At 69.5% G+C, this 24752-nt stretch carries 30 protein-coding genes and 1 pseudogene; 16 read left to right on the top strand and 15 right to left on the bottom strand.

Going from position 1 to position 24752, the window contains the following annotated elements; all coding sequences use genetic code 11:
* Positions 1–4: 4 nt before the first annotated feature.
* The 3 genes and pseudogenes from BDK89_RS17475 to BDK89_RS22725 form a co-directional block, all read right to left on the bottom strand.
* Positions 5–814, bottom strand: coding sequence for a class I SAM-dependent methyltransferase (locus BDK89_RS17475; protein ID WP_133870171.1), 810 nt, complete (start codon positions 812–814; stop codon positions 5–7).
* A gap of 57 nt (positions 815–871) precedes the next feature.
* Positions 872–1246, bottom strand: a complete 375-nt coding sequence (locus tag BDK89_RS22720; protein ID WP_424955306.1) for a nuclear transport factor 2 family protein — start codon at positions 1244–1246, stop codon at positions 872–874.
* A gap of 117 nt (positions 1247–1363) precedes the next feature.
* A pseudogene (locus BDK89_RS22725) lies at positions 1364–1849 on the bottom strand (DUF480 domain-containing protein); the annotation flags it as partial.
* Between the two features lie 63 nt (positions 1850–1912).
* Here BDK89_RS22725 and BDK89_RS17485 point away from each other — a divergent pair.
* From BDK89_RS17485 to BDK89_RS17505, 5 genes are all read left to right on the top strand, one after another.
* Complete coding sequence (locus BDK89_RS17485; protein ID WP_133870173.1) at positions 1913–2962, top strand: HpcH/HpaI aldolase/citrate lyase family protein; 1050 nt, start codon at positions 1913–1915, stop codon at positions 2960–2962.
* A 12-nt stretch (positions 2963–2974) separates the two neighbouring features.
* Positions 2975–3841, top strand: a complete 867-nt coding sequence (locus BDK89_RS17490; protein WP_133870174.1) for an HpcH/HpaI aldolase/citrate lyase family protein — start codon at positions 2975–2977, stop codon at positions 3839–3841.
* An 88-nt stretch (positions 3842–3929) separates the two neighbouring features.
* Complete coding sequence (locus BDK89_RS17495) at positions 3930–4145, top strand: hypothetical protein (RefSeq protein WP_133870175.1); 216 nt, start codon at positions 3930–3932, stop codon at positions 4143–4145.
* Between the two features lie 16 nt (positions 4146–4161).
* Complete coding sequence (locus BDK89_RS17500) at positions 4162–4599, top strand: hypothetical protein (RefSeq protein WP_133870176.1); 438 nt, start codon at positions 4162–4164, stop codon at positions 4597–4599.
* Positions 4600–4654: 55 nt separating this feature from the next.
* Entirely contained in the window at positions 4655–4858 is a 204-nt protein-coding gene (locus BDK89_RS17505) for a hypothetical protein (protein ID WP_133870177.1), read from the top strand.
* Between the two features lie 25 nt (positions 4859–4883).
* On the opposite strand, the gene BDK89_RS17510 is transcribed toward BDK89_RS17505, so the two are convergent.
* Positions 4884–6113, bottom strand: a complete 1230-nt coding sequence (locus tag BDK89_RS17510; RefSeq protein WP_133870178.1) for a multidrug effflux MFS transporter — start codon at positions 6111–6113, stop codon at positions 4884–4886.
* Positions 6114–6160: 47 nt separating this feature from the next.
* Positions 6161–6643 carry an SRPBCC family protein gene (locus BDK89_RS17515; protein WP_133870179.1) on the bottom strand — a complete coding sequence of 161 codons (483 nt, stop codon included), beginning with the start codon at positions 6641–6643 and terminating at the stop codon, positions 6161–6163.
* 107 nt (positions 6644–6750) lie between these two features.
* Between BDK89_RS17515 and BDK89_RS17520 the strand changes: the two genes are divergently transcribed.
* The 3 genes from BDK89_RS17520 (at position 6751) to BDK89_RS17530 (ending at position 8372) form a co-directional block, all read left to right on the top strand.
* A complete protein-coding gene (locus BDK89_RS17520; RefSeq protein ID WP_133870180.1) occupies positions 6751–7086 on the top strand; it encodes a hypothetical protein in 336 nt (111 codons plus the stop codon).
* A 46-nt stretch (positions 7087–7132) separates the two neighbouring features.
* Positions 7133–8026, top strand: coding sequence for an SCO6745 family protein (locus tag BDK89_RS17525; RefSeq protein ID WP_133870181.1), 894 nt, complete (start codon positions 7133–7135; stop codon positions 8024–8026).
* 97 nt (positions 8027–8123) lie between these two features.
* Positions 8124–8372, top strand: a complete 249-nt coding sequence (locus tag BDK89_RS17530) for a DUF6458 family protein (protein ID WP_133870182.1) — start codon at positions 8124–8126, stop codon at positions 8370–8372.
* A 113-nt stretch (positions 8373–8485) separates the two neighbouring features.
* On the opposite strand, the gene BDK89_RS17535 is transcribed toward BDK89_RS17530, so the two are convergent.
* The 8 genes from BDK89_RS17535 to BDK89_RS17570 form a co-directional block, all read right to left on the bottom strand.
* The gene (locus BDK89_RS17535; protein WP_133870183.1) at positions 8486–9298 is read right to left on the bottom strand and encodes a universal stress protein; all 813 of its coding nucleotides are present in this window, start codon (positions 9296–9298) and stop codon (positions 8486–8488) included.
* A gap of 81 nt (positions 9299–9379) precedes the next feature.
* On the bottom strand, positions 9380–9634 hold the full coding sequence (locus tag BDK89_RS17540; RefSeq protein ID WP_133870184.1) for a DUF2277 domain-containing protein: 255 nt from the start codon (positions 9632–9634) through the stop codon (positions 9380–9382).
* A 10-nt stretch (positions 9635–9644) separates the two neighbouring features.
* Complete coding sequence (locus BDK89_RS17545; protein ID WP_133870185.1) at positions 9645–10025, bottom strand: PaaI family thioesterase; 381 nt, start codon at positions 10023–10025, stop codon at positions 9645–9647.
* Positions 10026–10086: 61 nt separating this feature from the next.
* Complete coding sequence (locus BDK89_RS17550) at positions 10087–11169, bottom strand: SIP domain-containing protein (RefSeq protein WP_166657660.1); 1083 nt, start codon at positions 11167–11169, stop codon at positions 10087–10089.
* 5 nt (positions 11170–11174) lie between these two features.
* Positions 11175–12734 carry an iron-siderophore ABC transporter substrate-binding protein gene (locus tag BDK89_RS17555; protein WP_133870187.1) on the bottom strand — a complete coding sequence of 520 codons (1560 nt, stop codon included), beginning with the start codon at positions 12732–12734 and terminating at the stop codon, positions 11175–11177.
* Positions 12735–12800: 66 nt separating this feature from the next.
* Positions 12801–13346 (bottom strand): hypothetical protein, encoded by a 546-nt coding sequence (locus BDK89_RS21880; RefSeq protein ID WP_166657661.1) that lies wholly within the window; start codon positions 13344–13346, stop codon positions 12801–12803.
* 71 nt (positions 13347–13417) lie between these two features.
* Positions 13418–14422: an ABC transporter substrate-binding protein gene (locus BDK89_RS17565; RefSeq protein ID WP_133870188.1), complete on the bottom strand. Its 1005-nt coding sequence runs from the start codon at positions 14420–14422 to the stop codon at positions 13418–13420.
* A gap of 42 nt (positions 14423–14464) precedes the next feature.
* The gene (locus tag BDK89_RS17570; protein ID WP_133870189.1) at positions 14465–15265 is read right to left on the bottom strand and encodes a siderophore-interacting protein; all 801 of its coding nucleotides are present in this window, start codon (positions 15263–15265) and stop codon (positions 14465–14467) included.
* 134 nt (positions 15266–15399) lie between these two features.
* On the opposite strand from BDK89_RS17570, the gene BDK89_RS17575 reads away from it, so the two are divergent.
* The 8 genes from BDK89_RS17575 (at position 15400) to BDK89_RS17610 (ending at position 22900) form a co-directional block, all read left to right on the top strand.
* Positions 15400–16458: a FecCD family ABC transporter permease gene (locus BDK89_RS17575; protein ID WP_243839210.1), complete on the top strand. Its 1059-nt coding sequence runs from the start codon at positions 15400–15402 to the stop codon at positions 16456–16458.
* Positions 16455–17501 carry a FecCD family ABC transporter permease gene (locus tag BDK89_RS17580; RefSeq protein WP_133870190.1) on the top strand — a complete coding sequence of 349 codons (1047 nt, stop codon included), beginning with the start codon at positions 16455–16457 and terminating at the stop codon, positions 17499–17501. Before BDK89_RS17575 ends, BDK89_RS17580 begins: the two co-directional genes overlap by 4 nt.
* Entirely contained in the window at positions 17498–18556 is a 1059-nt protein-coding gene (locus BDK89_RS17585; protein ID WP_208294114.1) for a heme/hemin ABC transporter substrate-binding protein, read from the top strand. Before BDK89_RS17580 ends, BDK89_RS17585 begins: the two co-directional genes overlap by 4 nt.
* Positions 18553–19350, top strand: a complete 798-nt coding sequence (locus BDK89_RS17590) for a HugZ family pyridoxamine 5'-phosphate oxidase (RefSeq protein WP_133870191.1) — start codon at positions 18553–18555, stop codon at positions 19348–19350. Before BDK89_RS17585 ends, BDK89_RS17590 begins: the two co-directional genes overlap by 4 nt.
* Positions 19347–20168 (top strand): ABC transporter ATP-binding protein, encoded by an 822-nt coding sequence (locus BDK89_RS17595; protein ID WP_133870192.1) that lies wholly within the window; start codon positions 19347–19349, stop codon positions 20166–20168. The genes BDK89_RS17590 and BDK89_RS17595 overlap by 4 nt, the downstream gene beginning before the upstream one ends.
* A 73-nt stretch (positions 20169–20241) precedes the next feature.
* On the top strand, positions 20242–21441 hold the full coding sequence (locus BDK89_RS17600; RefSeq protein ID WP_133870193.1) for a GTP-binding protein: 1200 nt from the start codon (positions 20242–20244) through the stop codon (positions 21439–21441).
* Positions 21438–22121, top strand: a complete 684-nt coding sequence (locus tag BDK89_RS17605) for a DUF1826 domain-containing protein (RefSeq protein WP_133870194.1) — start codon at positions 21438–21440, stop codon at positions 22119–22121. Before BDK89_RS17600 ends, BDK89_RS17605 begins: the two co-directional genes overlap by 4 nt.
* Positions 22115–22900: an HDIG domain-containing metalloprotein gene (locus BDK89_RS17610; RefSeq protein ID WP_133870195.1), complete on the top strand. Its 786-nt coding sequence runs from the start codon at positions 22115–22117 to the stop codon at positions 22898–22900. The genes BDK89_RS17605 and BDK89_RS17610 overlap by 7 nt, the downstream gene beginning before the upstream one ends.
* Here BDK89_RS17610 and BDK89_RS17615 read toward each other — a convergent pair whose 3' ends face one another.
* Positions 22901–23350: a fasciclin domain-containing protein gene (locus tag BDK89_RS17615; RefSeq protein ID WP_166657662.1), complete on the bottom strand. Its 450-nt coding sequence runs from the start codon at positions 23348–23350 to the stop codon at positions 22901–22903.
* A gap of 281 nt (positions 23351–23631) precedes the next feature.
* Positions 23632–24717 (bottom strand): ABC transporter substrate-binding protein, encoded by a 1086-nt coding sequence (locus BDK89_RS17620; RefSeq protein WP_133870197.1) that lies wholly within the window; start codon positions 24715–24717, stop codon positions 23632–23634.
* Positions 24718–24752 lie beyond the last annotated feature (35 nt).

Consider the following 24752-nt stretch of genomic DNA (forward strand, 5'->3'; position numbering starts at 1 on the left):
GGAATCAGGGGCGGCGGACGATGACGGCGTCGCCGTGGGTGTCGGCGGTGAGACCGAACGGTTCGACCTCGTCGCTGACGTCGTCGGGCGACCAGCAGCGGTAGGTCGACTGCACGGTCTGCTCGGCGATCACCTCGGCACCGTCGACGACCCGGTACGACATCGTCCAGCGCATCAGGCGGTCGTCGGCGGGCTCACCCCACTGCCAGCCCTCGTACGTGAAACGACCGACCGGGACCGCGGCGTACCGGACCGGTTCGACCTCGATCGGTCGATACGGCGGCAGCACCTCCGCGACGACCGGCGCTCCGGGCGGGAGCTGACCGGCGGCGAAACTCCACAGTCGGTAGCGGTCGATCTCGTCGAGATGGCCGAGCACGGCCGACAGCACGATCGCGCAGGCCCGCTCCGGCAGCGCCTCGCGGAGCGGGCGCGGATCGACGGTGACGCGGCCGGCGAGGCGCTGGTCGAGCCGGAGTCGGGTGTGCAGCGCCGTCCGCATGCCTCGGCTCGGCTCGATCGCGTGCACGTCGGCGCCGGGCACGGCGTCGAGCAGGTACGGCAGACCGATCCCGGTGCCGGCGCCGACGTCGACGATCGGGCCGTGCGTGGGGTCGACGCCGGCGAGGACCTCGATCAACTCGGCGCCGGTCCGCTCCCAGTGGGCGGTCGCGAGCAGTTCGTAGAACTCGGCCGTGGCGACGCCGTACGGGTCGTCGGACCGGTCGGCCTGGATCGCCTCGACCGGATCGATCGACGGCGCTGGGGGGCGCGTCAGCAGGGCAGCCGTCCGTTCGGCCACGGGTGTGTCCATGCTCCGTCTATCGGGCGGGCCTCCCGGCGACTGAAGCGCGGCGGTCCCGCCGTCGTGTCAGAACATGCCGTTGTCGTTCTTCGACGAGGGTGGGATCGACTGCAGCACGTCCCAGTGCTCGACCACCTTGCCGTCGTCGTCGAGTCGGAAGATGTCGATGCCGGCGTACTCCTCGTCGGGCCAGATCTGGTGGCAGTGCAACACGACGTGATCGCCCTCGGCGACCGACCGCACGAACTCGACCGTCTTGCCCGGGTGCTCACGAGCCATCCGTTCGAAGTACTCGACGAACGCCTCCTTGCCGTCGCCGACGTGCGGGTTGTGCTGGACGTACTCGGCGCCGGCGTACTGCTCGATCGCCTCGGCCGGTCGACACTGGTTGAACATCAGGTCGTAGAAGGCGATCACGTTGGCTCGGTTCCGTTCCAACACGTCCGGAGCCGGCTGCGACGATGCCGGCGCAGCAGGAGCCGCTCCGTCTGCCTCCCCTGCGTCGGCCGGTGCCGGCGACAGGCGATGGATCCAGCGGGCGTCCTTCTGGCCGGGTCGGCGTTCGAGCCGCAGGGCGAGATCACGGCCGGCGAGTCGGGCGAGCACGTCGGCGGTGTCGTCGACCGAGTCGAAGGCATGGATCCGTTCCGTGCGCGACTTCAGCTCGCCGACCGTCTGCGCTCCGCGCAGCATGAGCACCGCCAGCACGGCGACCTCGTCGGGCTCCAGGCCGAGTTCATCGGGCAGCACGTGGCGGTACTTCGTCGCCCGGTTCGAAGTGGAGTGGACCGTGCGGGTCAGGCTGCGCGCTCGCAGCGACGCCAGCGCCTGCTCGACCGTGTACTCGTCGTACGACACGACCGGGTCGCGACTCGTCGACTGGTTGCACGCGTTCCGCAGCGAGTTGACCGTGAGCGGATAGCTGTCGGGAACGGTCGCCTCTTTCTCGACGAGGCAGCCGAGCACGCGCACCTCGGCGTCGGTCAGGTCGTGCGGGACATCGTCGCGCTCGTCGGCCATCGTCTCGGTGCTGGTCGGCTCCATCGACCCAGTATCGACCAACGCTCGCTTTCCGCGCGCCAGTTACCCCTCGGTAAGGTCGCGGTCGTGCGTTCGCCCAAGGACTTCTTCAAGCCGCTCGCCGTCGGCGCACCCGCGCCGCGGCACGAGATCCCGTTCCGACCGAGCCGGATGATCCACTTCTTCCCGCCGTCGAACGAGAAGATGCGGAGCAAGGTGCCCGACATCGTCCCGCAGGTCGACGTGCTGCTCGCCAATCTCGAAGACGGCGTGCCGGCCACCGACAAGGAAGCGGCTCGTGCCGGCCTCGTCGAGGTCGCGCAGAACACCGACTTCGGCGAGACCCAGTTCTGGACGCGGGTCAACAGCCTCGACTCGCCGTGGTGCCTCGACGACCTGACCGCCGCCGTGCTCGAAGCCGGTGAGGCGCTCGACGTCATCATGATCCCGAAGGTCGAAGGCCCCGAAGACATCCACTACGTCGACCGACTGCTGGCGCAGCTCGAGGCGAAGGCCGGTCTGAGCGAGCCGCTGATGATCCATGCGATCCTCGAGACGGCGCGCGGGGTCGCGAACGTCGAGGAGATCTGTCTGGCGTCGCCCCGGATGCAGGGCCTCTCGCTCGGTCCTGCCGACCTGGCGGCCAACCGCCGCATGAAGACGACCCGCGTCGGCGGCGGCCACCCCGACTATCTCGTGCGGCAAGACCCGATCGACGGCGACATCGAGAGCGACCGCACGATCTACCAGCAGGATCTGTGGCACTACACGATCGCCCGCATGGTCGACGCCTGCGGTACCGCGGGCATCCTCCCCTTCTACGGGCCGTTCGGCGACATCGCCGACGTCGTGGCCTGCGAGGATCAGTTCCGCAACGCGTACCTCCTCGGTTGCGTCGGTGCCTGGTCGCTGCACCCGAAGCAGATCGACATCGCGAAGCGGGTGTTCTCGCCCTCGCCCGAGTCGGTGGCGCACGCCCGCCGCGTCGTCGAGGCGATGGGCGACGGTACCGGCGCCATCATGCTCGACGGCAAGATGGAGGACGACGCCTCCTGCAAGCAGTGTCAGGTCGTGCTGTCGCTGGCGAAGGAACTCGCCGACCGCGATCCCGAACTGGCCGAGGCCTACGGCTTCTGAGAGGTGACCCCGATGAGCGATCTCCGACCCCGCCGTTCCGTCCTGTACATGCCGTCGTCCAACGAGCGTGCGCTCGAGAAGGCGAAGTCGATCGCCTGTGACGCGCTGATCTTCGACCTCGAGGACGCCGTCGCACCCGACGCCAAGGACGCGGCTCGTGCCAACGCAGTCGCCGCCGCCCGGTCGGGCGAGTACGGCCACCGTGAGGTCACGATCCGCTGCAACGGTCTCGACACCCCGTGGGGCGCCGACGACCTCGCAGCGGCGGCAACGTCGGGTGCCGCCTCCGTCGTGATCCCCAAGGTCAACTCGGTCGACTACCTGAACGAGATCGAGCAGCGGCTCGACGCGGCCGGCGCACCGGCCGAGATGACGATCTGGGCGATGATCGAGACGCCGACGGCGATCATGGACGTGCGGGCGATCGCCCAGCACCCGCGGGTCAACGTGCTCGTGATGGGCAACAACGACCTCGCCAAGGAACTGCGCACCGGTGTGCTGCCCGAACGCACTCCGCTCATCCCCCACCTCGCCCTGGCGCTGCTCGGTGCACGCGAAGCCGACAAGGTCATCCTCGACGGCGTGTACAACGACGTCCGCGACCCCGACGGCTTCCTCGTCGAGGCCGAACAGGGCAAGGCGATGGGGTTCGACGGCAAGACGCTCGTCCACCCGAGCCAGGTCGACCCGGCGAACGAGGTGTGGGCACCGTCGGCCGACGAGGTCGACTTCTCGCGCCGCGTGATCGAAGCGTTCGAGGAGGCCGAGGCCGAGGGCCGAGGCGTCGTCACGGTCGACGGCCGCATGATCGAGAACCTCCACGTCGAGAACGCCAAGCGCATCCTGGCCGTCGCCGACGCGATCGCCGCCATCGGCTGACGACGTCGGCCGCCAGGGGCGGGTTCACCCGGGTGAGATCACCCGGGAGGGGTGGCTTGCTCACCCCGTTCGTCGGGATGGTGTCGGCATGACCCGCACCGTCTACGAGATCGTCATCCGTGGCCGAGCCGGCGAGCGCGTGCTGCGCCCGCTGCTCGACGATTTCACGGTCGACCATCCGGTCGCCGATCGGACGCGGCTCATCGGGATCGTTCGCGACCCGTCCCACTTGCACGGCGTGCTCGCACACCTCACCTCGATGGCCGTCGAGGTCGTGAGCGTCTCCGCCGTCGATCCCGACTGATCGGAAGGAAGCTCTCATGTCCAGCACCCTCACTCCCCCGACCGCCCGATCGGTCGCCACCATGTCCCGTCGTGCGCGGCGAGCATCGATCGTGGCAGCGGTCGGTTTCGGCAGCTTCGCCCTCTATCAGGCCGCCCTCGCCGCGGGCGCCCCCTGGGGCGATCATGTGTGGGGCGGCCGCCACGAGGGGGTCCTCCCCACGTCGCTCCGGATCGGCAGCGGGTTCGCCGTCGTCGTCCTGGCCGGTATGGCGACGGTCGTCTTGGTGCGCAGCGGCGTCATCCGCACCGCCGGCGGACCCGGCCGCCTCACCAAGACCACGTGGGCGATCAGCGCCTACATGACCCTCAACACCCTGGGGAACCTCGCCTCGGAGAGCCAGATCGAGCAGGCGGTGTTCGGGCCGTTCACCGCCCTGATGGCCGGGCTCACCGCCGTCGTCGCCCGCGGCTGACTGGGCACCACGCTTCGTGGTCGACGGGGGTGTCCGGATGACGTACTGTGACGTCATGGCAGGGCGAGACGGGCGGCGTCTCCTCGGACGCGCACCGATCGGCGAACCGCCGATCGACGACGCGATCGACATCGACGACCGCGACGCGTTCGATCGGGTGACCTTCACCGACGAGGAGTTGACGGAGCTGGCGCTCGATGCGAAGGCGTTCGACCCCTTCGACCCCGAGGTCGAACCGTTCGAACCGCCGACCCCGTGAGCGACCCGGACGACGCAGGCGCCGGTCAGCCGACCGCTTGCTCGGCCCGGCGCCACGCCGCAAAGGCGATCGCGCCCGACACGACGAAGCCGATCGACAGTGGCGTGATCGTGCCGTCGAACTGACGGTTGATCAGCTCACCGATCACCGCACCCAGCGCTCCCGACACCATCCCGAGCACGGCGGCACCGGTGCCGGCCACCTCGGCGAGTGGCCGCATCGCCGCCGCATTGATGTTCGGGATCAGCATCTGCTGGCAGAACAGCACCGCCGAGATCAGGACGACGAACAGCCAGAACGGTGGCTCACCACCCGTTGCGAGCGACGTGACGAGCAGCGCGACGATCGACACGATGCTGGCGACGAACGCCATCCCGAGCAGCCGGCGCAGCCCCAGCCGTTCGACGAAGCGGCTGTTGACCAGCATGGCGCCGAGCATCACCAGCGCGATCCCGCCGAAGAAGAGCGGGAACCAGCTCTGGAGGTCGTAGGTCTGGTCGATAATCAACTCCGACGTCGCCAAATACGACATGAACACGCCGAACAGCGCCGTCAGCGACAGCAGGTACCAGGCGGTGCCCGGCGTGGCGAAGACCGTGCGCAGGCTGCGACCGACCGAACGCGCGGCCAACGGCCGACGGCTCTCGTCGGCGAGCGTCTCGGGGAGACGGGTCACCAACGTCGCGACCACACCGGCGGCGATCGCGCACATCCAGAACACCCACTCCCACGACGAGATCGCGAGCACCCCGGCCGACAGGGCGGGGCCGACGGCAGGGACGAGGAGGAACACGGCCATCGCGAGCGACATCTGGCGTGCCATCTGCTCGCCGGAGAAGCCGTCGCGGATCATGGCGAGTGAGGCGACGCGCGGACCGGCACCGCCCAGACCCCAGATGAACCGGAAGACGAACATCACGCCGAGCGACGGTGCGAGCACCGAACCGATCGCACCGGCGATGTACAGGGCGAGGCCACCCCACATCACCGCCTTGCGACCGAAGCGATCGCTGAGCAGACCCGCCGGCAGCAGGCCGAGCGAGTTGCCCATGAAGTAGAAGGTCACCAGTCCGGTGACCTCGGTCGCGTCCGGGTCGAGGTCGAGCGACTCACGGATGTCGTCGTACGCCGGCAGGATGGTGTCGATCCCGAGCGCGGTCACCGCCATACACATCGAGAGGACGGCGATGAAGCCTTTCGAACCGAGCGTGAGCTTGGCTCGACCGGCCGTGGGGGGAGGCTGGACGACGGTCACTGCGACAGGCTACGGAAGCCGGCCGGTCGCGGCGACGTCGGAAACCGTCAGGCGCCGGGTCGGGGCTCGCCCGGGGCGACGGTGCGAGCGAGGATGCCGAGGGTCGCCCGGAGCGCTCCCTCGTGCAGGATCGGGAAGATGTCGGCTTCCTTCCACTGCGGGTGGATGTCGGTCCAGTCGTAGTAGCTGGCGACCATCGTGCCGCCGTCGATCGGTTCGAGCCGATAGCCATAGATGTGGCCGATCGGCGGGTCGAGTTGCCCTTCGATCGTCCACGCGATCTCGCGATCCTGTTCGAACGCGGTGATCACGATCGTGACGTCGTACAACCCGAGCGGATAGTCGTTGAGCGCCTCGCGGTCCATGTGGACGACGAAGGTGTCGCCGACGGCCGCAGCCGGCGCACCGTCGGCCGACATGAGCATGCCGGACGCGTCGATCCGGACGTGGCCCTCGGGGCTGCTCAGCACCTCGAAGATGGTGGCCGGATCGGCGGCGATGGCCCGCTGGACCTCGAATCGAGTCGTCATGCCGCCAGCCTCGCACACGTGGTCACCGTGCACCCGACCCTCGCCGTTGCCGAGAGATGCGCCCGAGCCGCGTGGACAGGCCTCGCATCTCGTCGTACCGTTGGCACATGGGGATGCGCTCGTGGTGGGTGCGACACCGAACGAACCGGGTCGACCAGGCGAACCGTTCGTCTGTGCCCGACGACGACGAGTTGCTGTTCGTCCCCCGGTTCGTCGGCCTACCGTGTTCCGACCTCGCCGAGCGGCTCCGCCTGATGCGGGGCAACGTGACGACGCCCATGCCGGCGGGAGCGGGTGGCGGACGACGCGTCGACCCGGTCCTCGTCCTCTCACGAGCCGCCCGCGACAATCGCTGGGTCGAACGGACCAACGAAGACGCCGTCCTGCGCGCCGTGACCGAGTACCGCTCGATCGACGACCCCGACCGGCGATCGGCCGACTGACGGCGCCGCCTCGCTCCGGCGACGCCGACGCTGCCACGATCGGACGATGGGCTCCTCGACACTGTCCGCACACGCTCGACGACTGGGAGGTGCGCTCGAACCGGTGATCGGCCAGGTCTACTTCGCTCCTGAGTGCCACGAGCGCTACGTCGAGCTCGGATTCGGTCCGAGCCCCGGTGAGTTCAACGGGGTCGCCGGGCCCGACGGTCCGGCCTACTTCACGAGTCGCGGCTCGCTGCTCGGCCAGGTCCCCGGTCAGGTGGTCGCGGCGGCGTTCGGCGTCTTCAACCCCGATGTCGTCGTTCCCTCGGTCGCCCAGGGCTGGACGCTCACCGACGCATCGACCATCTGCGCGGCTCGCGACGCCGGCGCCCTCGCACATCTCGAACGCCACCTCGGGGCCGCTCCGGACGGTCTCGCCGCCGTCGGGGATGCGCTCGAACGCGCCGCCGCCTCGGTCAGGGTCGAAGGACGCGCCCTCACCGCGGGCATCACGGCGCTCTCGGTGCCGGATCACCCGTTCGGTCGTGTGTTCCGGTTCGGCGACCTGCTCCGGGAGTTCCGCGGTGACAGCCACATCGCGTCGTGGGTGACCGCCGATCTCGACGCCGTCGAGATCGGCCTCCTCACGGAGCTCTACTGGGGGCTGCCGTTGCGGTCGTACGCCCGGACCCGCGGCTGGAGCGGCGAACAGTTCGATGCCGGCGAAGAATCGCTGCGGTCGAAGGGCTTGATCGACGACGCGGGGTTCACCGATGCCGGACGGCAGCTGCGTGAACGGGTCGAGACCGACACCGATCGACAGATGGCGAGCGTCGTCGCCTCGTTCGGCGACGACCTCGACGAGGTGCTCACCGTGTTGGAGGCCTGGGGTACCGCGGTGCGGGCCGGCCACGGCTACCCGGCGAGCGGCCCGCACGACCTCGCCCGCACCCGCTGATCGCGACCTGGTTTACCCGCCGAGGCTCTCGGGTATCGGTTCTGTCGTCCACCTACCCGGGCCCGCCGCCCGGAGACAGAAAGCGAGAGAACCCACCATGCTTGCAGCGTTCGGCATCATCCTGATCGTCGCCGGCGCGATCGTCACCTTCGCCGTCGACACCACCGTCAATGGCCTCGACCTCCAAGCGCTCGGGTACATCTTGATGGGCGGTGGCGCACTCGCACTCCTCGCCGCAGCCATCCAGGCAGCCGGTTGGGCGTCGATGCGCAACACCAAGATGCACACGGAGCGGCACGTGTCGGCCGACGGCCAGCACTACGTCGAAGACACCCGCGCCGCCTGATCTCCCCTTCCGCTTCGCCAGCGCTTCTGGAGCAGCACCACACGAGGGCCGGATCCGTCCGGCCCTCGTGTCGCGCTCCGGGAAGGGCGGACGACCGAGACGGCAGCGGACGATCAGCCCGGGAGCTCGGGCGGACGATGGAGCACCACCGGGCACCGAGCGTGTCGGACGATGTCGGCGGCGACCGACCCCGACCGCAGGCGCGACATGCCGGTGCGTCCGTGCGTGGTGGCGAACACGAGCGAAGCGCCGTTCTGCTCGACGAACTGGGTGATCGCCTGCGCCGGGTGCTTGTGGTGCACGGCCTCGAACTGCACCTCGTGACCGGTCGTCCGCTTGGTCTCACGGGCGCGGCGGGCCACGTACGCCGAGTCCTGCATGTCGGACGGGGTGACGGCGTTCGCGTCGATCACCTCGAGCAGCCACGGTGTCCCCCCGAACTCGACCGACCATGCCGTCACGATCGGCAAGACCGCTGCAGCGAGCGGCGAACCGTCGAGCGGCACCACGTACGAACCGTCGAGTGCACCGGCATCGTCGGCGACCTGTGGTCCGACGACCACGACCGGACCGTAGAGCTCACGGAGCACGTCGTCGGTGGTGCTGCCGAGCACGCTGGCCGATCGACCGTGCCCGTGCGAGCTCATCACGACGATGGCGCCGTTCAGCGACTCGACGTGCTCGGCGATCGCCGTGGCGATCGAGTCGTGTACGAGCACGTCGGCGCGAGCGTCGACCGACAGCTTCCCGAGTCGCTCGAGTCCGGTTCGCAGCGTCATCTGCTCGTTCTCGACCTCCCCGACGCGGTCGACGACCGTGACGACGTCGAGCTTGCCGTCGACGGCCGATGCCATCCGAGCGGCGATCGGGACTGCCCGCCAGGCAGCCTCGGAGTCATCGATGGGAACCACGACATGCTGGAACATCAGGCACCTCCACGGGTCGCGTCTGTACTGACATCGTCGCGACGTCGCTCGCCGGCCGCCAGGGCCGTTCGACCCCCGAGGTCAGGGACGAGTGCGGGCGATGCGACGCAGCGGCGGCTCGGTCTTGGGCGGGACCTTGCGCGGCGGCAGTTCGGACAGCAACTCCGTCGTCGCCGCCGTCACGAGTGTCACGGCGCGCTCGAACGCGTCGGACGTCGCGTCCGATGTCTTCTGAACTCCGCTGACCTTGCGGACGTACTGGCGGGCCGCCGCCTCGATCTCCTCGGCCGTCGCCGATGGTTCGAGACCGCGGAGGGTCGTGATGTTCCGGCACATGGCCGCAACGCTACGCCGCCGGGATCACCGCGAAGATGCCCGACGCTGCGACGTACTCGGTTCCGTCGTCACCGGTCACCGTGGCGTCGAGGTGGACGACTCGCTTGCCCGCCCGCCTGACCTCGGCAACGGCCGTGAGCCGCCCGCCGAAACACGGCGCGAGATAGCGGATGTGGATGTCGAGGGTGGCACACCAGTTGCCCTCGGGGAGCACGCTCATCGTCGCCCCGCCCATCGCGGTGTCGACGAGGATGTACGGGATGCCACCGTGCACCGCACCGTGCGGGTTCACGTGGACCGGCCCGACGTCGAGCCAGGCACGGCACGTCCCGTCCGCCGACTCGATCTGGAAGTCGAGCAGGTCTCGGAGCGGGAACGCCGGTTCGGTCATGGACGCCGAACGTAGTCACCGTCGGTCGTACGTCCATGACCGGACCGTTCAGGACCGATCGTCAGCCGACCCGTCGTCGCCAGTACGCGATGGCGTGCACCGCCGTCGAGTTCAGGCCGACCGCGTCGCGCAGGTGACGTCGGATGGCGGTCATCTCGCGAGACTCGCCCGCCGCGAAGACCACCAACCCGTCCGGGTCGAGATCGCGCGCCCGCACAGCGTCGAGGAGACGCCCCGAGGTGCCGGGGGCCGCGTCGCCGCGAGCAAGCCACTCGACGTCCGTTCCCGGCCGCTCCGGGAACGGCAGGGGTGCACCGTCGCCGGTCTCCACGACGACGTCGACGGCGACGTCGGGCGCTGCGGCGAGGTCGTCGACCATCGAGGCGACCGCCGCCGCGCCGCTGCTGTCCGCGACGAGCAGGACCGAGCGCGCCTCGGTCGGCGCGCCCATCCCCTCCCGCGGCCCCCAGACGGCAACCCGGTCGCCGGGCTCGCACCGTGCCGCCCAGCCGCCGACACCGTCGGCGTGCCCGTGGAGCACGGCCCACAGGGTGATCGATCCGGCGGCGGCGTCGTGGGACCGCACGGTGTAGTACGCCCCGAGCGGCTTGACGTCGGCGTCGCGCCACTCGGCCATGGTGTAGCCGTCGTGGATGGGCGCCTCGGCGGTCGGCACCATGACGAACACGAACTGATCGGCGCCCTTCGACGGGAAGCCGTCGAGCCCGCCGGCGAGCACGATCTCACGGATCTCGTCCGTGACGGTGCGCACCGAGGCCACGCTGGTCACGAAGGTCGGCAGGGTCGCCGTCGTGGCGAGCTCACGTTCCATGCTCGTGATCGGTTCGGCATCGCCGGCGACCTCCCGAGCGCGGCCGATCGCAGCCAGCACTTGCTGTTGGACGTCGGCCACCGTCGACACGGGCTGCGTGAACTCGATCCGTCCGCCGAGCTCATGACCAGCGGCGCGAACCGTGATCGTGGCACCGGCGGTGTCGACATCGACGATCTCGGCGTCGAGGGCCGACTCGGCACCCGCGACGTGGCGGGCGACGAGCAACACGGTGTCGGCGTGGTTGGCGTTGAAGTGCTCGAGCGTCTCGTCGAGTTGTTCACGCACGGCCGGGGCGAGCGGGGCGATCATCGCGCTCATCCGGCCGGGCAGGGCGTGCGGGCGAGCGCCATGAAGTCGCAGAACTCGTCGCGCGACACCTGCCACACGCCGTCGACGTCCGCGATCTCACCCTCGAGGGCCGTGTAGGCGGCGGAGCCGCCGAACAGGACGTCGTAGGTCACGATCGCGTCGGTGCCGTCGATCTGCACGACCGTCGGGTCGAGCGCGATACCGCCCATCGTGTCGCCGGTGGCGGCGTAGGCCTCGACGGTCGAACGAAGCGCCTCGGCGTCCTCGAGGTGGGGCTGCTTGTCGTCGAACGATGCTGCAGAATCGAACACCACGGCCCAGGCGTCGGCGGCGGCCTGCTCGTCGTCGCCGAGTTCGCCATCGCCGGATGTCGCACCGTCGACGAGCAGTTCGGCAGACGGCACGACCGTGCTCGGATCGCCGTCGACGGCGAGTGCCAGCTCGGGCACCAGCTCGTCGATGACGAACGGGATGCTCAGGGGGCTGGCGTGGGAGAAGGCGCCCGACAGCAGGGGATCGGCGACGACTTCGCGGCCCTCGGCGTAGATGTTCAACGTCGGGCGCAACGGCATCGATCGAACCGCCTCGTAGCCGGCCTCGTTGCTGACGACCCAGACGATGACGTCGGTGTCGAGAACGTCGACCTCTTCCTGGCTGACGTTGAAGTAGAAGGCGTCACCGGCGAGTTCGTCGAACTCGGCCGGGATCTCGAAGCCGAACTCCATGAGCATCTGGCTCCGGATGTCGTTCGAGGAGTATGCGCCGGGCAGCTCTTCGAAGGTGAATGCAACAGCAGCGGTCTGACCCTCGAACTCGGGGTACTGCTCGCGCACCTGCTCGTACGACGCCTCGATGTCGGCGATGATCTGCTCGGCCTCTGCGGTACGGCCGAGCGCCTCGCCGGTGACCAGCAGCTGGTCACGCCACGGCGTGCCGTAGTCGGGGAACTCGCCCGGCTGGGCGATGGTGGGGGCGATCGCGGCGAGCGTTTCGTAGTCGGTGTCGGTCATGCCCGATCCGATGCCCAGGATCACGTCCGGGTCCATGGCAGCGATCTGTTCGAAGTTCAGCTCGGTCGCCGCGATGACCTCGGGTTGCGCGTCGCCGAGTTCGTCCTGCGCCCACGGCCAGGTGGCGTACGGCATGTCGCCGTACCAGTCGCGCACGCCGACCGGGGTGACGCCCAGTGCGAGGATGCCGTCGTGTTCGGCGAAGCCGACGGAGACGACGCGCTCGGGCTCGGCGTCGATCGTCGTCTCGCCGTACTTGTGCTCGATCGTGACCGGGAACGCCGTTGCGTCGTCTGCCGTGTCGTCGGTCGTGTCGTCGGATTCGGTGGTCTCGGTGGCCTCGTCGTCGGACGCGTCGTCGGTGTCGTCGTCGGCGGCGGCCGTCGTGGCGGGGGTGTCGTCGGGTGCGTCGGTCGTCTCGGCGACGTCGCCCTCGGTGGTGGTGGGCTCGGCGGCGTCGTCATCGCTGCCGCAGGCTGCGACGACGAGTCCGGCGACGGTCAGGACGGCCAGCGAGCGTACGACTCGACGGTTTCGGGAGGTTCGGGTGTTCACGGTGAACCTTTCTGGTTCGGTTGGCTGGGGATGGAGGGGACGGAGACGATCGAGACGATGGAGACGTCAGCGCTGTTCGGGGACGTCGACGGCGACGTCGTGCAGGAACTCGTCGACGACGCAGGTGGCGAGCACGGCGAAGGCGAGGTCGTCGATGCGGGCGCAGGCGGCGTCCGACTCGGCCCGCACTCGGACAGCGCACAGACCGAGCCCGTCGTCGGGTCCGATCGTGACCGCGACCTCGTCGGCAGCGGGGCCGTCGAGTCGGACATCGGCGATGACGTCGAGCAGGCGGTCGGCCGGCGTCGTCACCACGAACCATCGCTCGCCCGCCGCCTGCGGGTGAGAACGCTGGTACAGGCCGCCGCCGACGTGGACTGCTCCCGACACCAACTCGGCCCGCTCGGCCGTCACGGCCAGGCGGGGCCCCGATTGGCTGCTCGTCAGTGCCGTGCGCAGGCGACACGGGTCGAGATCGGCTGCCAAGCAGGAGGCGGAGACGAGCAGCGACTCACCGGTCGGCGCCACGATCCGGAACGAGATCCCGGGGATCGTGTGGGCGAGACAGGCGAGCTCGTAGACGGGCAGCGGCGTCGGGCCTGGGTTCTGCATGGCGGGAGAAGCTACTTGTTAGGAATGCCTAACGCAAGGCGAGCAGCTTGCAACACGGAACGATCGGGCGGTCAGGGCTGGACGGCGACGATGAGATCGTCGATGAGCCGGATCTCGCCGGCGATGCCCGGGTAGCCGATGCGGTCGAGCACGGTGACGCGGTCGGCCTGGACGGCCGGCAGCGTCTGCCACAGCGGATTCGCCTCGATCTCGGCCACCGACTCGGCCTCACCGTCGACGGCCTCGGTCTGCAACAGGATCATCGTCGGGGCGGAGAGCAGGCCCAGCTGCTCGAGTGACAGGTAGAGACGCCCGTTGCGGTCGGTGTCGACCTCGTCCCCACGGGGAACGAGCTGACACCCCAGCTCGGTGACGGCGCTGGGAGCGGTCCAGATCGGCTCGGCGAAGACCGCGACGTTGGCGCCGGCGTAGATCGCGGCGACGCTCACCTCGCATCCGTCGGGCACCTCGCCCTGCGACGCGGCGTACTCGGCATCGAGTTCGGCGACCAACTCCTCGGCCTGCGCCTGGCGCCCGAAGAACTCGCCGAGCAGGATCGCCTGCTCGCGGGTCGTGCTGCCGTCCGGGAGCACGTGCACCTCCGCTCCGACACCGGCGAGCTGTTCGGCCCCGACCTGGTTCACGATGAACTCCCACGTCACGATGTGGTCGGCGTCGTAGGCGGCAAGTTCCTCGAGGCTGAGGGTCAGGTAGTCGAAGATCTCGATCCCGGACGTGTCGAACTCGTCCATGCCGATGAACCCGGCTTCGGGAACCGTTGCGCTCGAGGCGGCGACCGGCACACCGAGCGACAGGAGGTCGGCCAGCACACCTTCCTCGGCCACCACGACGACCCGGCCGACATCGGCCATCGGGACGGTCGTTTCCGGCGCAGCGGCAGTGGTCTCCGGCGCAGCGGCAGTCGTTTCCGGCGCAGCGGCAGTCGTTTCCGGAGCGGCGGCGGTGGTCTCGGGCGCGGCATCGCTGCCGTCCCCGGCGTCGTCGCCACCACACGCAGCGACGAGCAGCGCTGCGACCACGGTGCCGGCGAGGAGTCGGGAGGTTCGGGTGTTCACGGTGTCGGTTTCCTTCGGGTCTTTGGTGCTGGGTTCGGTCGGTCAGACGCCGGCGAGGTCGTCGGCGATCCACTGCCGCTTGATCTCGCGCCAGCCCTCGTCGTCCTTGCCCCGCCGCCAGTAGGGCGAGATGGAGCAGCCGGCGCGGTCGACATCGCGCTCGGCGACCAGGAAGCGACGCACGGCACGCACCTCGGCGGCCTCGCCGTGGACGAAGATGTCGACGTCGCCGGCCCACTCGAGCGCGGCGATCTCGTCGACGAGGCGCTGTTCCGCCGACACATCATTCGATCGATGGCACCAGCGGACGTCGACGTCGGCGGCCGAATCGAGCACCAGTTCGTGTGCGGGTCCGTCGACCACACCGAGCACGATGACTCGGCGGCCGGCCGGCAGGACGTCGAGCGAGGCCGCGATCGCCGGGAGCGCGCTCTCGTCACCGACCAAGAGGTGCCAGTCGGCGTCGAGGTTCGGTCGGTACCCGCCGCTCGGCCCGATCATCTGGAGCCGGTCACCGACCTGGGCGTTCTGGGCCCACCGGCCGGCGTACCCGACGTCGCCGTGGGCGACGAAGTCGATGGTGACGTGGCGACGTTCCGGGTCCCAGGCCCGGATCGTGTAGCGACGACCCTTCGGCTTCAGGGCCGGATCGAGGTCCTTGACCTCATCGGCCTCGAACGGCACCGAGTACGGCGCACCGTCGGGCACGAACAGCGCGTTCACGTACTGATCGGTGTGCTCGGTCGGCTCGAAGTCGGCCAACCCTGCGCCGCCGAACACGATGCGCACCATGGTCGGGGTCAGCCGCTCGACCGCCACGACGGTTCCGTACTGTTCACTCATGTCGGCTCACTTTCACGATCTCGTCAGGACCAGACTGGCCGCTGACCAGGAACTCCTGATATGAATTGTCAGGGCAACCTAACAGTCGTGATCTACGACGCCCACCTCCTCGACCCAGCCGCACCCCGAACCCAGTGACCGCCACCCTCGATCCCGCCACCGCGCCGTCGGTCGTGCCGGTCGCGGCGCGACGCGGCATCGCCCGTCGCACGATCGGCATGGTCCTGCTGATCGCGACCACCGTGATCGCCGTCCCCCTGTCGCTCGCTGTCGGCGCCAAGCCGATCCCGCTCGGTCCGGTCGTCGAGGCACTCCTGTCGTACGACCCGACCGACACCGATCACCTGGTCGTCAGAGAACTCCGACTCCCGCGAACGATCGTCGGCCTGTTCGTCGGGAGTGCGCTCGGCGTCGCCGGCGCCTTGATGCAGGCGGTCACGCGCAACCCGCTCGCCGACCCGGGCATCCTCGGCGTCAACGCGGGCGCATCCTTTGCCGTCGTGATCGGGATCTGGGCCTTCGGCACGACATCGGTCGACGACTTGGTCTGGTTCGCGCTCGTCGGCGCAGCGATCACCTCGGTCGTCGTCTACGCCCTCGGCTCGATCGGTCGCGCCGGCGCGACCCCGGTCCGTCTCGCCCTCGCCGGCGCCGCGCTGAGTGCCCTGCTGTTCGCACTCACTCGCGCCGTCACGCTCCTCGACACGGCGACGCTCGACCAGTTCCGGTTCTGGGCCGTCGGCTCGCTGTCGGGGCGCGACGCCGACATCGCATGGAGCGTCGCCCCGTTCATCGTCGTCGGCCTCGTGATGGCGGTGGGCGTCAGCCGTTCCCTCAATGCGATCGGCCTGGGCGACGACGCGGCCGCCGCGCTCGGCGTCAAGGTGCACCTCACCCGCGGTGTGAGCGGGATTGCGATCATGCTGCTCTGTGGCGCGGCCGTTGCCGCGGTCGGCCCGATCGGGTTCGTCGGGCTGGTCCTGCCCCACGCCGCCCGCGCCCTCTTCGGCCCCGACCAGCGTTGGCTGGTCCCGGCCTGTGCCTTCGGCGGCGCAGCGTTCCTCCTGCTGTGCGACACGGCGGGTCGCGTCATCGCCCGACCGAGCGAGGTCCAGGTCGGCATCATGACCGCAGCCATCGGCGGCCCGGCCTTCGTGATCCTCGTGCGACGAATGCGGATGGTCCGCCTGTGACCGCCGTCGTCGGCACGGCACGGGTCGTGCGAGCGGGCTCGTTCTCGGTGCGCGTCGACGTGCGTTCCGTGACTGTGTGCAGTCTGCTGCTGGTCGGCATCCTCGTCGTCGCGACGTGGTCGATCATGGTGGGCGACTTCCCGCTCTCGGTCCGGCAGGTGCTGTCGGCAGTGTTCGGCGACGGCGGCGACGACGCCGAGTTCATCGTGCAGACACTGCGGCTGCCGCGTGCCCTCACGGCGATCCTGGTCGGCGCAGCGCTCGGCATGTCGGGGGCGGTCTTCCAGTCGATCGCGCGCAACCCGCTCGGCTCGCCCGACATCGTCGGGTTCCAGCAAGGCGCAGCGTTCGGCGCCGTACTCGTGATCGTCTACTGGGGTGGCTCGAGCCTGGCAGTCGCGGGCGGCGCCGTTGCCGGCGGTGTCGTCACCGCCTTGCTCGTCTATGTCCTGGCATGGAAACGCGGCCTGTCGTCGTCGCGCCTCGTTCTGGTCGGTATCGGCATCGGCTTCACGGCAGCGGCCGGCGTCGACTACCTCATCACCCGGGCCGACATCTACGACGTCCAACGCGCCGCCGTCTGGCTGACCGGGTCGCTGAACGGACGCAGCTGGGACCACGTCCGCACCGTCGGCCTGGCACTCCTCGTCTTGGCGCCGCTCGTCATCATCGGTCAACGTTCGCTCGACCGACTCGATCTCGGCGACGACACCGCAGCTGCACTCGGCGTCCGGGTCAACCGGGCGAAGCTCGGACTGATCGTCCTGGCGGTGGGGCTGTCCGCGCTCGCCGTCGCCGCTGCCGGTCCGATCGCCTTCATCGCCTTCGTCGCCGGCCCGATCGCTCGCCGCATGGTCAACTCACCGAACGCCTGCGTCGTACCGGCGGCATTCGTCGGGGCGTTCGTGCTCACTGCAGCCGACCTCGTCGCCCGGCGCGTGTTGGCGCCCACCGAACTCCCGGTCGGCGTGATGACCGCCATCATCGGCGCGCCGTACTTGCTCTGGCTCCTCACCCGACGCGCCAGGACGGGTGCGCTGTGACGCGCCGACCACTCGCCCCACTGGCGCTTGCACTCGCTGCGGTGATCGCCGCATGCGGGGGCGTCGACGCCACATCCACCTCCACATCGACATCCACATCGACGACGCCGACGACGCCGGTGACGACCGCTCCGCCATCGACGAGCACGACGACGACCGTCGTCGAGACGACGGTGCCCGCGACCAGCCCTTCCGCCGGACGAACCGTCGTCGACGCTCGGGGCGAGTCCGTCACGATCCTCTCGACCGAGCGGATCATCCCGCTCGACGGCGACGTGGCCGAGATCGTGTTCGCGCTCGGACTCGGCGATCAGGTCGTGGCGACCGACCTGTCGGCGACGTATCCGCCGGAAGCCGATGCACTGCCACAGATCGGCTACCAACGCTCGCTCACCGCAGAGCCGATCGCCGCGTTCGAGCCGACGCTGCTGCTCGGCACCGACATCGCCAGCCCGCCGGAGGTGCTCGACGACCTCGAGCGGTTGGCCATCCCGCTCGTGATCGTGCCGTCGAACGCCTCCTCGACCGGCGCGGCCGAGAAGATCATGGCCGTCGCCGACGCACTGGGCGCGGCCGACGACGGTGCCGTCCTTGCGGCACAGGTCCAGGCGGAGATCGACGCCGCTGCGGCGTCGGCGCCGCGCCGCGATCCGGCGCCGAAGGTCGCGTCGCTGTACATCCGTGGTTCGAACGCACGTCTCGTCTTCGGCGAGGCGTACAACACGCACTGGCTGGTCGAGGCCGCCGGAGGCGTGGACGTCGCCGACGAACTGGGTGTCACGGAGTCGGCAGAGATCTCGGACGAGGCCATGATCGCCGCCGCACCCGACGTCCTTCTCGTGACCGAGAGCGGCCTCGAGTCGGTCGGCGGGGTCGACGGACTGTTCGAACAGATCCCGGCGCTCGCCCAGACGCCCGCCGGTGAGCGACGAGCGGTGATCGCCTACGACGCACAGCTCCTGCTCGGCAACGGACCGCGCACGGGCCAACTCCTCGCCGACCTCATCGCCGACCTGACGACTCACACCGCACCCGACGGAGACACCCAGCCATGACCGACACCAACCGCCAACACCTCACCTCGCTCCGCATCGTCGGCGACGTCGAGACGCTTCCCACTCACGCCGAACTCATCCGCACCCTGATCGGGCACGGCGGATTCGGCACCCTGACCACGACGACACCCGACGGTCACCCGTACGGCAGCCTCGTCGCGTATTCGGTCCTCGACGACGGGTCGCCGTTGGCGTGCATCTCCGACCTGGCCGAACACACCCGGTTCGCGACCGCTCATCCGGCGGCCGGCCTGTTCGTGTCGGGCAGCACCCCGAACGGTGGCGACCCGATGGATGCGCCGCGAGTGAGCCTGGTGGGCGAGCTGCAGCGCTGCGAACCGTCGGCCGCCGACGTCAGACGCCACCTCGAGCACCACCCGGGTGCGGCCGACTACGCCGACTGGCCCGACTTCGGCTGGTGGAAGCTGACGATCGCGTCGGGCCGGTTCGTCGGCGGGTTCGGCATCATGAGCTGGGTCGGCGCCGACGAGATCGCCGCCGCCGTCGCCGACCCGGTGGTCGCCGGGAGTGCGGGAGCCGTCGAGCACATGAACGTCGATCACCTCGATGCGTCGCTGTCGATCGTGCGGACCCTGGGCGGCCTGCCCGAGGCGACGACGGCCCGGGTGCGCGACATCGATCGGACGGGCGTGACGTTCGCCGCCGACGCGCCGAGCGGCTGGCACTTCGTCCGCGTCGCGTTCGCCGAGGGCCCCCTGACCGACCCGACCGCAGTCCGGTCGGCAGTCGTCGCACTGACTCACCGTGCCCGCGCCGAGGAGGACGCCTCGTGACCCGGCTCGCAGCGACCGACCTGACCCTCGCGTACGACGAACGGGAGATCACCTCGGGGCTCGACATCGAGATCCCCAACGGCGAGGTCACCGTCATCATCGGCCCGAACGCGTGCGGCAAGTCGACGCTGCTGAGGGCGCTGTCTCGTCTGCTGAAGCCGAAGTCGGGCACGGTCCTCCTCGACGGCGGCGACATCCACCGCCTGCCGACCAAGGAGGTCGCTCGACGGCTCGGGCTGCTCCCCCAGAGCCCGATCGCGCCCGAGGGCATCCTCGTCGGCGACCTCGTGGCACGGGGTCGCACGCCCCACCAGACCCTGTTCCAGCAATGGTCGAAGGCCGACGAGGCCGCCGTGCTCGCCGCGTTGGCGTCGACCGGCACCGAGGATCTCGTCGACCGTGCGGTCGACGAGTTGTCGGGCGGCCAGCGCCAACGAGTCTGGATCGCGATGGCACTCGCGCAGGAGACCGACCTCTTGTTGCTCGACGAGCCGACGACCTTCCTCGACATCTCCCATCAGATCGAGGTCCTCGAGCTCGTGACCCAGCTGAACCGCGAGGCCGGCCGGACGATCGTGCTCGTCCTCCACGACCTGAACCTCGCGTGTCGCTATTCGCATCATCTGGTCGCCATGCGCGACGGCCGGATCATGGCGTCGGGCGCGCCGAACGAGGTCATCACCGCCGAGCAGGTCCACGAGGTTTTCGGCCTCGACTGCGTCGTGATCGACGACCCGATCGCCGGCACCCCGCTCGTGGTGCCGAAGGGATCTACTGCGAGTGCTCGGTCGGGACCAGCCGTGGCAGCCCTCGCCTGAGCCTCGGCCGACCGCGGACCGCAAAGAACGAGATAAAATAGGGATGATTCTCATTACTGGGTAGAGTGACGGGATGCTCCCCGTCACCGTGCTCTCCGGCTTCCTCGGCGCCGGCAAGACGACCTTGCTCAACCACGTGCTCGCCAACCGTGACGGCCGCCGCGTCGCCGTGATCGTCAACGACATGAGTGAGATCAACATCGACGCCGCCCTCATCGCCGACGGCGGCGCACATCTCGACCGCACCGAGGAGCGGCTCGTCGAGATGACGAACGGGTGCATCTGCTGCACCCTGCGCGACGACCTCCTGATCGAGGTCGCCCGCCTCGCCCGCGAGGACCGCTTCGACTACCTCCTCATCGAGTCGACCGGGATCTCCGAGCCGATGCCGGTGGCCGCCACGTTCCTCTTCGAAGACATCGAGGGCACGACGCTGTCCGATCTCGCCACCCTCGACACGATGGTGACCGTCGTCGACTCCAGCCGGTTCGTCCAGCACTTCGCCGAGCTCGAAGAGCTGATCGAACTCGGCGTCGGCCGCGACGACGAAGACGACCGCGTCATCTCCGACCTACTCGTCGATCAGGTCGAGTTCGCCGACGTGATCGTGGTCTCGAAGCCCGACCTGGTCGACCCAGATCAGCTCGGCGAGGTCGTCAGCCTGGTCCGGGCGCTCAATCCGCGTGCCCGCATCGAGATCGCCGAACGCGGCGATGTCCCACTCGACGCGATCTTCGACACCGGCTTGTTCGACGAGGAGGAGGCGGCGCTCGCTCCCGGTTGGGTCCGCGCCCTCAACGGCGAGGATCCGCCCGAGACCGAGGAGTACGGCATCTCGTCGTTCGTGTACCGCAACGCCCGGCCGTTCCACCCGATGCGGCTCGCCGAGACCCTCGAGTCCGAGTGGCCGGGCGTGCTCCGCAGCAAGGGGTTCGTCTGGCTGGCGACGCGACCCGACGTCCAGGCGATGTGGAGTCAGGCCGGCCTGTCGGTCATGCTCGAACCGCTCGCTCCGTGGTACGCAGCACTCCCCGAGTCCGAGTGGGAGTTCGAGAGCGACACCGACCGCGCCGAGCTCGAGAGCCGCTGGGACCCGATGCTCGGCGACCGCCTCAACGAGATCGTGCTGATCGGCGTCGACATGGACGAGGTGGCGTTGCGGGCCCAGCTCGACCGCGCGCTCCTGACCGACGACGAGTTCGCCCTCGGCTTCGCCGGCTGGCAACAGTTCGACGATCCGCTCCCCGAGTGGGAGGAATCGTGCGAGCTGTGAGCACGATCGATCTGCACACCGACGTCGCGGTCGAGCGCACCACCGACGGTCCGGCCCTCGAGCCGACGACACCCGACGGGCCGGTGATGTGGCGGTGGGAGCGCGACCTCCCCGGCCCCGTCGCCCAGCTCGCTCAGGAGCTGGCGAGCGGTGACTGGTTCGAACTGCGAGTCACGTCCGCCGTCGACCAGATCGCGGAGGCGGTCACCCGAGGGCTCATCGAGATCGGCGTCGCGGACGGCCCGGCCCGCCGAGCCCTCGTCGATGACGTCGCCTTACTCGGCCGGACGGTCGCCGAAGCCGCTGCCCGGAGCCACGTCCTCGTCCGCGTCGAGGTCAACGCTGCGGAGATGTGCCCCGTGTTCCATCAGGACGCGAACGTGATGCGCTTGCTGTGCACCTACGCCGGACCGGGTACCGAGTGGCTTCCCGAGCCGTCGGTCGACCGGTCCGAACTCGGTCTGCAGGGCCGCACCCCCGCCGATGCGAATGCGGCGATCGCCAGCGGGCCGTCTCGCCACAGCCTGCCCGGCGAGGTGCTGATCCTCACGGGGAGCAAGTTCGACGAACGCGGCGTCGGCGCGATCCACAAGTCACCGTCGGCCGAACTGGGCTCTCGACTGTTCGTTGCGATCGACCCCCTCGACGACGACCCCGGCTGTCGGGACGGCTGTTGCTGACGACCGCCACCGTGCTGTCCAGCGACGCCCGCCGACGGCTCGGCGACACCCTCGATCGGGCCGACCCGACCGACGAGCTGTTCGAGATGGTCGACGACGGGTTCTTCGGATACTGGATCCCGGAGATCGTCGAGATGCGGATGGAGCACGACCCGATCCACCGGCACAAGGACGTCTTGGCGCACACCGTCGCCGTCACGGCGTCGACCCCGACGCAGCCGCGCCTGCGGCTCGCCGCCCTGCTGCACGACGTGGGCAAGCCGGCAACCCGTCGGTTCGGGCCGGACGGTGTCACGTTTCGCCACCACGAGGCCGTCGGAGCACGCATCACCCGACGACGCCTCGGCGACATGGGGTTCGACGCCGGCTTCGTCACCGACGTCGCCCGCCTCGTCGAGCTGAGCGGCCGCTTCAAGGGATACGACCGAGGCTGGACCGACAGCGCGGTGCGCCGATACGTCGTCGATGCCGGCCCGCTGCTGGGCGACCTCAACCTGCTCGTCCGCCACGACTGCACGACGCGCCATGCGCGCAAAGCCGCCGCACTCCAGGCCTCGGTGGACGACCTGGAGTCGCGGATCCGCCGGCTGGCGGCCGACGACGCAGAAGCGCGCCGACGGCCACCCCTGAGCGGTCACGAGATCATGCAGCTCCTCGACATCGCGCCCGGCCCCGAGGTCGGCGAGGCCGTCTCGATGCTGCTGGCGGCCGACCGGTCGATCGATCGCGACGAGGCGACTCGCCTCGTCCGCGAGTGGTGGGCCGAGCGGGCCTGCTGATCAGCTCGCGTCGGCCGACACCGACGGCGGGAGCAGGATGCCGTCGAGGATGTGGACGATGCCGTTCGTCGCGACGAGATCGGCGATCTTCACCGATCCCTCACCACCGTTGAACACGACCGCGTCGCCGACGACCTCGACCGTGATGGCCTCACCCTGCAACGTCGGCAACTCGGTCGCCTCCATGATCTCGGTCGCCGTCAGGGCGCCGTCGATCACGTGGTACGACAGGACGCTGTCGAGCAGGTCGAAGTCGGCCCGCAGCTCCTCGAGCAGGTCGGGATAGGTCGTCGAGAATCCGATGAATGCGTCGTCGTCGGGCATCAACGCGGTGACCGGCCCGGGTCCCTCGATCGCCGCCGCGTACATCGGAGCGAAGTCGGTGTACGTGGGGATGAACGTCGCACCGTTGGCACTGGCGACGTCGCTGATCGTCTCGCCGGCGGGCACGCTGGTGGCCGGTGGTCGTCTCCGGCGCAGCGGTCGTCGGCGCTGCGGTCGTCGGTGCTGCGGTCGTCGGCGCTGCCGTGGTCGGCGCTGCCGTCGTGGGCGCTGCGGTCGTCTCCGGGGCTGCCGTGGTCGGCGCCACGGTCGTGGCGGGCACCGTGGTGTCGGCGGCCTCGTCATCGCCGCCGCACGCGGCGAGCACGAGGGTCGAGCCGAGCAGGATCGAGATGGTCGTACGGGTCATGGGTTCCTTACTGGGTCGGGGTACGGATATTCGGCGTCGGTCAACCGACGCCGAAGATCTCTTCGAGGTCGTCGAGGATCAGGTGCGCGCCGAACACGCCGACACCGCTCATCCACGAATCGTCGAGGACGGGATAGGCGCGGCCCTCCTGAACGGCCGACAGCGATTGCCACAGCGGCCGCTCCTGCACCTCGCTCGCCATGCGTTCGACGGCCTCGTGGGCGGCGACGGTGTAGATCAGCGCATCGGCGTCGGCCAGCTCGAGCTCCTCCTCGGAGATGATCGCAATGAAGTCGTCGCGATCCTGCTGGCTCTCCGGCCGAGCCAGCCCGGCGTCCTCGAGGACGACGCCACTGAAGCTCACGGGTTGGTAGAGCCGGATCGCGTCGGCGAAGCGAACCACCGAGATCGTGGGGTCACCGGCTGCCGAGTTCACCGCCGCACCGACGGAAGCGGCGCGTTCCTCGTAGTCGGCGAGCACGTCCTCGCCGAGGTCGCTGCGCCCGGTTGCTGCGGCGATCAGCCGGATGTTGTCCTTCCATCCGCCACCGGCCGACTCCGTCGCCACCGTCGGGGCGATGGCCGAGAACTCGTCGTACAGGTCTTCGTGGCGGACTGCGGTCATCAGGATCAGGTCGGGGTCGAGGGCCGCGACCGCCTCGATGTTCGGGTCGAGCAGGTCGCCGACCCAGGTGGCAGCGTCGGCGTACACGAGTGCGTCCCCGAAGTAGGCCGGCAGTGCTCCGTCGGGGTCGTTGTACGTGGTGTAGCCGGCGAGTGGCAGCTCGAGTGCGAGCGCCGCGTCGATCAACGACCGATCGAGCGCCACCACACGGGTCGGCTCGGAGACCACCTCGACCGTTCCGAGTGCATGCTCGACCGTTCCGGATGGATCGCTGGCGACGGACGACGCGGGTGGGGCAACCGATCCCGGTGTCACCGCGTCGGTCGTCGGGGTCGGTGTGGTCGTCGGGGTCGTCGCGGTCGTCGGTGTCGTCGCGGTCTCGGCGACGACGTCGGAGGTCGCGGTGTCGCTGTCGTCACCGCCGCTGCACGCGGCAGCCAGGAGCGCAACGAGGGCGAGTGCGGCGACGGACCGACGGGTGGGCGGTGTGGACGGGTTCACGACCACGTGATGCTAGAGACTTCGTCACCAACCCA

The organism is Ilumatobacter fluminis (assembly GCF_004364865.1).
GTDB lineage: Bacteria > Actinomycetota > Acidimicrobiia > Acidimicrobiales > Ilumatobacteraceae > Ilumatobacter > Ilumatobacter fluminis.

Excerpts from the sequence above, each read along its gene's own strand:
- BDK89_RS17475 (WP_133870171.1), bottom strand. The coding sequence starts at position 814 with ATGGACACACCCGTGGCCGAACGGACGGCTGCCCTGCTGACGCGCCCC.
- BDK89_RS17490 (WP_133870174.1), top strand. The coding sequence starts at position 2,975 with ATGAGCGATCTCCGACCCCGCCGTTCCGTCCTGTACATGCCGTCGTCC.
- BDK89_RS17495 (WP_133870175.1), top strand. The coding sequence starts at position 3,930 with ATGACCCGCACCGTCTACGAGATCGTCATCCGTGGCCGAGCCGGCGAG.
- BDK89_RS17500 (WP_133870176.1), top strand. The coding sequence starts at position 4,162 with ATGTCCAGCACCCTCACTCCCCCGACCGCCCGATCGGTCGCCACCATG.
- BDK89_RS17505 (WP_133870177.1), top strand. The coding sequence starts at position 4,655 with ATGGCAGGGCGAGACGGGCGGCGTCTCCTCGGACGCGCACCGATCGGC.
- BDK89_RS17515 (WP_133870179.1), bottom strand. The coding sequence starts at position 6,643 with ATGACGACTCGATTCGAGGTCCAGCGGGCCATCGCCGCCGATCCGGCC.
- BDK89_RS17520 (WP_133870180.1), top strand. The coding sequence starts at position 6,751 with ATGGGGATGCGCTCGTGGTGGGTGCGACACCGAACGAACCGGGTCGAC.
- BDK89_RS17525 (WP_133870181.1), top strand. The coding sequence starts at position 7,133 with ATGGGCTCCTCGACACTGTCCGCACACGCTCGACGACTGGGAGGTGCG.
- BDK89_RS17530 (WP_133870182.1), top strand. The coding sequence starts at position 8,124 with ATGCTTGCAGCGTTCGGCATCATCCTGATCGTCGCCGGCGCGATCGTC.
- BDK89_RS17535 (WP_133870183.1), bottom strand. The coding sequence starts at position 9,298 with ATGTTCCAGCATGTCGTGGTTCCCATCGATGACTCCGAGGCTGCCTGG.
- BDK89_RS17540 (WP_133870184.1), bottom strand. The coding sequence starts at position 9,634 with ATGTGCCGGAACATCACGACCCTCCGCGGTCTCGAACCATCGGCGACG.
- BDK89_RS17545 (WP_133870185.1), bottom strand. The coding sequence starts at position 10,025 with ATGACCGAACCGGCGTTCCCGCTCCGAGACCTGCTCGACTTCCAGATC.
- BDK89_RS17550 (WP_166657660.1), bottom strand. The coding sequence starts at position 11,169 with ATGATCGCCCCGCTCGCCCCGGCCGTGCGTGAACAACTCGACGAGACG.
- BDK89_RS21880 (WP_166657661.1), bottom strand. The coding sequence starts at position 13,346 with ATGCAGAACCCAGGCCCGACGCCGCTGCCCGTCTACGAGCTCGCCTGT.
- BDK89_RS17570 (WP_133870189.1), bottom strand. The coding sequence starts at position 15,265 with ATGAGTGAACAGTACGGAACCGTCGTGGCGGTCGAGCGGCTGACCCCG.
- BDK89_RS17590 (WP_133870191.1), top strand. The coding sequence starts at position 18,553 with ATGACCGACACCAACCGCCAACACCTCACCTCGCTCCGCATCGTCGGC.
- BDK89_RS17600 (WP_133870193.1), top strand. The coding sequence starts at position 20,242 with ATGCTCCCCGTCACCGTGCTCTCCGGCTTCCTCGGCGCCGGCAAGACG.